Source organism: Yinghuangia sp. YIM S09857 (assembly GCF_051388915.1).
Taxonomy (GTDB): domain Bacteria; phylum Actinomycetota; class Actinomycetes; order Streptomycetales; family Streptomycetaceae; genus Yinghuangia.
In genome coordinates, this window is record NZ_JBPKBH010000004.1 from 183,549 (window position 1) to 190,756 (window position 7,208).

The window sequence follows — 7,208 nt, forward strand, 5'->3', positions numbered from 1 at the left end:
TGTCACGCAGGTGGTGGCGGGCGCACCGCCGCCCCGGCCGGCGGTGCGCCCTGGGTCCCTTCAGCCGGTTTCAAACGGTTTCAGCCGTACTCAACCGGTCGCGCCGCCCGTCAGCCTGCGGGCACGGGGGAAGGGCCCGCCGCCGCGCGACACAGCTCGCGCAGCGGAGTCGTCACGGACTCGGGGCGTTCGGTCAACACCATGTGGCCGCAGCCGCTTTCGACGCGCAGTTCGGCGTGCGGCAGTTCGGCGGCGAGGCGCTTGCTGTGGCCGACGGGCGTGAGCTTGTCGAGGCCGCCGACCACGATGCGCACCGGAACCGAGGAAAGCGCGGCCAGTTGGCCCGACTTGTCGTGCGCGGCGAGCGCCGGGAAGAACCCGCACAGCGCCTCCACCGACGTGTTGTGGACCATCCACGCGCACGAGCGGACCACCGCCTCCTCCGCGTCCGGGCCGAACAGGCTCTGCTTCACCGCCCGCACGTGCGCTTTCGTCTGCGGGCCCGGCAGCAGGCGCCTGCCTCGCGCGAACGCCGCAGGACGCCGCTCGCCGAAGGCGAAGAGCCGCAGCCCGGCCCGGCCGCGCACACGGTCCCGCAGCGGGAACGGCGGTGCCACCGGCACGAGGTCGCCGCCCGAGGTGCCGACGAGCAGGGCCCCGGCCACGCGTTCGCCGAACAGCTCGGGGTGCGCGGCGGCCAGCGCCATGATCGTCATGCCGCCCATCGAGTGCCCGCCGAGCACGACCGGACCGGAGGGCGCGGTCGCGTCGAGGACGTCCAGCAGGTCTTCGGCCAACTGGTCGACGGAGAAGGGCCGGGCCAGCCCGGAGCTGGAACGGCCGTGCCCGCGCTGGTCGTACGTCACGACGCGGACCGACTCCCCGGCCTCCTCGACGAGAGCCCGGGCGGCCGCCGTCCACGAGCCGTGGGTCAGCGTCCAGCCGTGCGCGAGGACGACGGTGACGGGGGCGCGGGGGTCGCCGTACTCGACGACGTGCAGGGCGGCGCCGTCGCGGGCCAGGACCACGTGGATGCGGCGTACGGGCGCGGGCGGTGCTTCGCGTGCGGCAGGCACTGCCGCCGGGCTCGCCGGGACGGGTGCGGCGGCGGGTGCGGTCGCCTCGGTCATCGGACGGCTCCCGGAGTGCGGGGGGCGGTGGCGGGCGTTTCCGTGCCCAGGTCCGACCGGCCCGAGAACGTGCGGACCAGCGGCTCGATGCCGACGCCGAGCAGGCGCTGCCCGACGTCGATGAGCGTCGCGTCCGGCCCGACGAAGATCCGCGAGCGGTTGCGCTTCACACCGCGCACGATGACGCGCGCGGCGCGTTCCGGCGAGGTGCGCGCGACCTTGTCGAACTCGTCGGCGAGCGCGGCGACCTCACGGCCCTTCGCGGCCCGCGCGCTGCGCGCGATGTTGGTCCTGATGCCGCCCGGGTGCACCGTGGTGACCCGAACTCCCGTACCGGAAATGCGCATTTCGTGGCGCAGCGACTCGGTGAAGCCGCGCACCGCGTACTTCGCCGCGCAGTAGGCGCTCTGTGTCGGGATGCCCATCAGGCCGAAGACGCTGGAGATGTTGACGATGTGCGCGTCGCGGGCGCGGCGCAGGTGTGGGAGGAACGCCTTTGTCCCGTAGGCGACTCCCCAGAAGTTGACGCCCATCAGCCACTCGAAGTCGTCCCAGTCCATCTCTTCGACGGAGGCCGTCAGCGCGACGCCGGCGTTGTTGACGACGAGGTTGACGGTCCCGAAGGAGCCGGCTGTTTCGTCCGCCCACGCCTGCACGGCGTGCCGGTCGGCGACGTCGACGCGGCTCGCCGCCGTCTCGCTCGCGCCGTGCCCGAGGGCGACCGCCGCGGTCTCGCGCACCGCCTCCTCGTCGATGTCGGAGAGCGCGAGCCGGGCGCCGTGCCGGGCGAGTTCGTACGCGAGCGCGCGTCCGATGCCCGATCCCGCACCCGTGATCGCGGTGACCTTTCCGGCGAACTCCCGCACGTCAGACTCCTTCTGCCGGTGCATCAGCGGCTTCGACTGCGCCGAACGCCCGGACCGCGGCCACCGCCGGGCGGGGTTCGCGCACTTGGTCCCAGCGGCGCGCGCGGTGCCCGGCCGGGGAGAACTTGCGGTTCATCCACATGAACTTCCAGACGAAGTCCGGCCAGAGCGTGGTGTTCTTGCCGGTCCGCGCGTCCAGGTACCAGCTCTGGCAGCCGCCGGTCACCCACACGGTGCCGTCGAGCTTGGCGTGCAGCCTCGCGTTGTAGGCGTCCTGCGCCTCGCGCGTGACGTCCAGGTCCGCGATGTCGTTGCGCTCCATCTGGCGGATCGCGTCGACCGCGTACTTGATCTGCGCCTCGATCACCAGGGTCATGGAGGAGTGCCCGAGCCCGGAGTTCGGGCCGATGACGAAGAACAGGTTGGGGAATCCGGCCGTCATGGCGCTCTGGTGCGCCGCCATGCCGTCCTTCCAGGCGTCGGCGAGCAGCACCCCGTCGCGGCCGGTGATCATGTGTGCGATCGGCATGTCCGTGGCGTGGAAGCCGGTGCCGAGGATGATCGCGTCGCAGGGCCGCTCGACGCCGTCCGCGGTGACCACCGACTTCGCCCGGACCTCGGCGACGCGGTCGGTGACCACGTCGACGTTGTCCTGCTCCAGCGCCGGGTAGTAGTCGTTGGACAGCAGGATGCGCTTGCAGCCGATCGTGAAATCGGGCGTCAGCTTGGCGCGCAGGTCGTGGTCGCGGATACCGCGCCTCAGGTGCAGGCGGGCCATACCCTCGATGCGCCGGACCAGGCCGGGGTGCTTGCCGTTGAAGCCGAGCCAGAAGGTCTCGCGGCCCCAGAACAGGCCCAGGCGCACGGCCTTTTGGAGCGGCGGCACGGCCTTGTACAGCGCGCGTTCGGTCCCGGTCAGGGAGCGGTCGGTGCGCGGCATGATCCACGGTGCGGTGCGCTGGTAGAGGTCGAGGTGCGCGACGCGCGGCTGGATCCGCGGCACGAACTGGATCGCGGACGCCCCGGTCCCGATCACCGCCACGCGCTTGCCGCGCAGGTCGTAGCCGTGGTTCCAGCGCGACGAGTGGAAGACCTCGCCCTCGAAGGCGGTCGTCAGGCCCTTGATGTCGGGGTACGCGGGCTCGCTGAGCGGGCCGCCGCCCGCGAGCAGCACGTTGGCGGTCAGCGGGCCGCGGGACGTCTCCACCTCCCACCGGGAGGCCTCGTCGTTCCACCGGGCCGCGCGTACCTCGTGCTCGAAGCGCAGGTGCGGCAGCAGGCCGAACTCCCGTGCGCAGCGCCGCAGGTACTCCTGGATCTCGGGCTGCGGCGAGAACGACCGCGACCACCCGGGGTTCGGCGCGAAGGAGAACGAGTAGAGGTTGGACGGGACGTCGCAACAGGCACCCGGGTACGTGTTGTCGCGCCACGTGCCGCCGACGTCGGGGCCGCGTTCGAGGATGACGAAGTCCTCGATGCCGTACCGCAGGAGCCGGGCCCCCGCGCCGAGGCCGGAGAACCCGCCGCCGATGACGGCGACGCGGACGTGCGGGACCGGAGGCTCCGCGGGGGAGTCGTGGGCAGGCGTTGTCGGCAAGGTCTTCTCCGGCGCTCGGTCGGGCCCTGGCGTGCGGGCATGTCGACCCTAGAAAGATTACTGAACGGTAGTCAATAGTTTGCGCCGGACCTCCGTACACTGTCCGGCATGCCCGCACCCAGACGCACCCGCCTGACCCCGGACCAGCGGCGAGCGCAACTCCTGCTCCTGGGGCGTGAACTGCTCGGATCCCGCACGCTCGACGAGCTCTCGATCGACGAACTCGCCGAACGGGCGGGCATCTCGCGCGGCCTCATGTTCCACTACTTCAAGTCGAAGCAGGGATTCCACCGGGCCGTCGTGGAGGCCGCGTGCGAGGACTTCCTCGCGCACACCGCCCCCGATCCCGCGCTGGAGCCGCTGGCCCGCCTGCACGCCGTGCTGAGCGCGTTCGTCGACTACGTCCTCGACCACCGTGCCACCTACGTCTCCCTGGTCCGCGGCGCCGCGAGCGCCGACGAGACGGTACGTGAACACGTCGAGGCCGCCCGCCGCACCCAGGCCGCACGCATCCTCGCGGGCTGCGCGGAACTGGGCCTCGACGACACGCCGCTGCTGCGCACCGCCGCCCGCGCCTGGGTGGTCTTCGCGGAGGAGACCGTGGTCGCCTGGCAGGACCAGGGCCCCGAGGAGGACCGCGCCGCATTGGCCGACTTCCTCGAACGCACCCTGGTCGGAGTGCTGAGCTGCGTCGACCCCGCCGCCGACGTGTTGTCCCGGGCCTGAACGGGAACCCTCGCCTCCGTCCCGCCGACCGCGCGGACGACCACGTGCGGCGGCAGGGCCGACGACAAGGCGGAGGAGCACAGCATGAGCACGACCCGGTACGAGGTGGCCCAGCAGGTCCGCGGACAGGAGGGCGCGACCTGCGCACACCTCGACCAGGTCCGCTCGGTCGCGCCCAACTCGCTCGACGGGTGCCAGGACTGCCTGAAGTCCGGCGGTACGTGGGTGCACCTGCGCGTATGCCTCTCCTGCGGGCACGTCGGATGCTGCGACAACTCGCCCAGCCGGCACGCCACCGGACACTGGCAGGGTGCCCGGCACGCCGTCATCCGCTCCTTCGAGCCGGGCGAGGAGTGGGGCTGGTGCTACGAGGACCAGCTCTTCCTCCTGCCGCGCACGTAGGCCCCGGGCGAGGACGCCTCACCACCACGCCGCGGGGCTGCTGCCCCACGGCACCGGGGCGGCGGACCAGTCCGTCGGGCCGCCCTTGAGCGCGAACGGCGGCAGCGCGTACGCCAGTTCGCCCTGCTCCGCGACCTTGAAGCCGAGGTGCCGCGCGGCCGCGACCCGGCGCGGGAAGCCCGGCAGGTGCTCCTCGGGGTCGTGGTGCCGCAGCAGCCACGCGGCCGTCCGGGCGAGCGCGAGCTCGATGTGCGAGCCAACACCGTCCGCCTGGCGTTCCGTCAGCGAACGCAGGACGCCCGCCGCCAGCAGGTAGCCCGTCCCGTGGTCCAGCGCCTGTGCCGGGAGTACCCCCGGGCGGTCGTCGCCGTCCGCCTCTATGTGCGCGATTCCGGTCGGCCCCTGCACGAGGCTGTCGAAGCCGCGGAGCCGCGACCACGGGCCCGGCCCACCCCACGCGGACAGGTTGGCCGTGACGATGCCGGGGTGCCGGGCCGCCAGCGCCTCGGGGTCCAGGCCGAAGCGGGCCAGCGCGCCCGGGCGGTATCCGGTCACGACGACGTCGGCCTCGGCCAGGAGCCCGTCGAGGGCGGCGCGGCCCTGCGGCGTGTCGAGGTCCAGGAGCGCCGAGCGCTTGCCCAGGCCGGTGTCCAGGTGCTGCGCGGGCAGTTCCGGCAGGCGGGGGGAGTCGACGCGCAGCACGTCGGCGCCGAGGAGGGAGAGCGCACGGGTGGCCACGGGCCCGGCGATGACACGCGTGAAGTCGAGGACCCGCACGCCCGACGCCGGCAGCACCGTGCCGTCGGGCGAGACGGGCACGCCCGAGCGTCGCGGCGACGGCGCGCCGAGTCTGCGCCGGGTGAGCAGCGGATCGTCGGCGACCTGGACGCCGTGCGGGTGGGCCCGCCACTCCTCGGGCGCGAGCACCGCGAAGGCGAGACCGCCCGCGTCGCGGATACGTTCCTCCGCGACCGCGACCGGCAGGGGCAGCAGCGCGAGCGCGACAGCCTCGGCGGGGTCCTCCGGCATGCCGGTGATGTCCAGCGCGTGGAACAGCGCGGCGCGGTGGTGCGGATAGTTGCCGTGCACGCGGATGACGCCGTCCGCGCACACGAAGAACTTCGACAGCGGGTCCATGCCGCCCTGCGGACGCCCGTTGAGACGCAGGTGGCGCTCGCTGGTGAAGGCGATCGCGGTCGCCTCGCTGTCCACGGTCACCGGGACGGGCTGCGCGCCGGAGCGTACGGACGCGAACTCGGCCGCGGCGAGCCCCGCCGCCGCGGCGGTCGCCTGGGCCATCTCGGTCACCGGCAGGCGCGCCGGCAGCGTGTCGGCGCGGCCGGTGAACGACACGTATGCGGTGAACGCGGGGTCGCCGCCGAGCGAACGCCAGGCCTCGTCGAGCAGCAGCGGTGCGGAAGGTCGCATGCGGCCAATACCATCACCGCCGCCTCGGCGCTGCGAGGGCGGGGTGCGGTCGCGGGGTCATGGCGAGGATCACGTTTCGGGGTGGCGAACGCGATGGCGAACAAGCCACGAGTATCCGGAAATGTTCCTGATGTCGAAGGGTATTTGCGTCATTTGTCGGTTCCTCACAGGACCTCCACGAAGTCTCCTTCACCCTTTTGCGGCAATAACGCTCCGCCGCCCACCGCGCGCCGGGCGGGCGACGGACACTGGAAGGCGGGGCAACCGCCGTGTCGGCCACGGCGGTTGGGGTCGCGGCACGGAGTTCGGGATGGGGAGAGCGCGTCATGCGGAGGATCTGGGGCGGCGGGGGATCCGGCGGGCTGGGCGTCAACGACGTACTGATGAAGGACGTGCGACTGAGCGTCCCGGCGCGGGGCCTTGCCGTGCACCTGCTGTTGCTGCCCGAACGCGCCCAGCCCGACCGCAGGCGGCTCGCCGCCCGGCCGGGCGAGTCGGCGGACTCGATCGAGGGCTACCTGCGGGAGCTGGAGGACGCCGGGTACGTCCGCCGCCGCATTGTGTGGGACCGTCGCGGCCGGGCGTTCGAGGAGGTCACGGTGTACGCGCGGGCCGTCGGGGGTGAGGCGGGCGAGGTGGAGGGGCGGGTGTTCCACTGGCTCGCGTCGGTGGAACGGGCGAGGAGCGCGGTCGCATCGGCGGAGCGGGCGCGCGAACCGGAGCGGGACGGCGAGGACGCGAGGACCGGGGATGCGGCGAATGCCACCGCCGAATCCCCGGTCGAGGTACAGGGCGGAGGCGACCGCCGGACGCTGGGCGGCCAGGGAGAGCCAGTGCCGGAGCCAGTGCCAGGGTCCGAGCCAGTGCCAGTGCCAGTGCCCGAGCCAGAGTCGGAGTCAGAGTCAGAGTCCGAGTCGGCTCCGGAGCCGGTCGCCGCGGGTTCGGGCGGTGGCAGGGGATCGGCGTCCGTCCGGCCGTGACGCCGCGGTGTCCGTGGCGGTTGTACGTGCGGGTCCGGGGCGGGCCGCCCGCGGAGGAGGGGGCCGGCCTCGGCGGCCC

7 protein-coding genes are annotated in these 7,208 nt (G+C 73.1%); 3 read left to right on the forward strand and 4 right to left on the reverse strand.

Annotation, left to right across the window (positions count from 1 at the left end; all coding sequences use genetic code 11):
• Nucleotides 1–110: 110 nt before the first annotated feature.
• From ACRX5S_RS09635 to ACRX5S_RS09645, 3 genes are read right to left on the reverse strand one after another with little or no spacing between them, the layout of a single operon-like run.
• Entirely contained in the window at nt 111–1,130 is a 1,020-nt protein-coding gene (locus tag ACRX5S_RS09635) for an alpha/beta fold hydrolase (protein WP_436772402.1), read from the reverse strand.
• Entirely contained in the window at nt 1,127–1,996 is an 870-nt protein-coding gene (locus tag ACRX5S_RS09640; protein ID WP_436772403.1) for an SDR family NAD(P)-dependent oxidoreductase, read from the reverse strand. The genes ACRX5S_RS09635 and ACRX5S_RS09640 overlap by 4 nt, the downstream gene beginning before the upstream one ends.
• 1 nt (nt 1,997) lies before the next feature.
• Nucleotides 1,998–3,593 carry a flavin-containing monooxygenase gene (locus tag ACRX5S_RS09645; RefSeq protein WP_436772404.1) on the reverse strand — a complete coding sequence of 532 codons (1,596 nt, stop codon included), beginning with the start codon at nt 3,591–3,593 and terminating at the stop codon, nt 1,998–2,000.
• A gap of 108 nt (nt 3,594–3,701) precedes the next feature.
• On the opposite strand from ACRX5S_RS09645, the gene ACRX5S_RS09650 reads away from it, so the two are divergent.
• Entirely contained in the window at nt 3,702–4,319 is a 618-nt protein-coding gene (locus ACRX5S_RS09650) for a TetR/AcrR family transcriptional regulator (protein ID WP_436772405.1), read from the forward strand.
• Between the two features lie 84 nt (nt 4,320–4,403).
• On the forward strand, nt 4,404–4,721 hold the full coding sequence (locus ACRX5S_RS09655; RefSeq protein WP_436772406.1) for a UBP-type zinc finger domain-containing protein: 318 nt from the start codon (nt 4,404–4,406) through the stop codon (nt 4,719–4,721).
• Nucleotides 4,722–4,739: 18 nt separating this feature from the next.
• Here ACRX5S_RS09655 and ACRX5S_RS09660 read toward each other — a convergent pair whose 3' ends face one another.
• On the reverse strand, nt 4,740–6,149 hold the full coding sequence (locus ACRX5S_RS09660) for a CoA transferase (RefSeq protein ID WP_436772407.1): 1,410 nt from the start codon (nt 6,147–6,149) through the stop codon (nt 4,740–4,742).
• A 326-nt stretch (nt 6,150–6,475) separates the two neighbouring features.
• Here ACRX5S_RS09660 and ACRX5S_RS09665 point away from each other — a divergent pair, with 326 nt between their 5' ends.
• The gene (locus ACRX5S_RS09665; RefSeq protein WP_436772408.1) at nt 6,476–7,129 is read left to right on the forward strand and encodes a hypothetical protein; all 654 of its coding nucleotides are present in this window, start codon (nt 6,476–6,478) and stop codon (nt 7,127–7,129) included.
• The last annotated feature ends 79 nt before the right edge of the window (nt 7,130–7,208 follow it).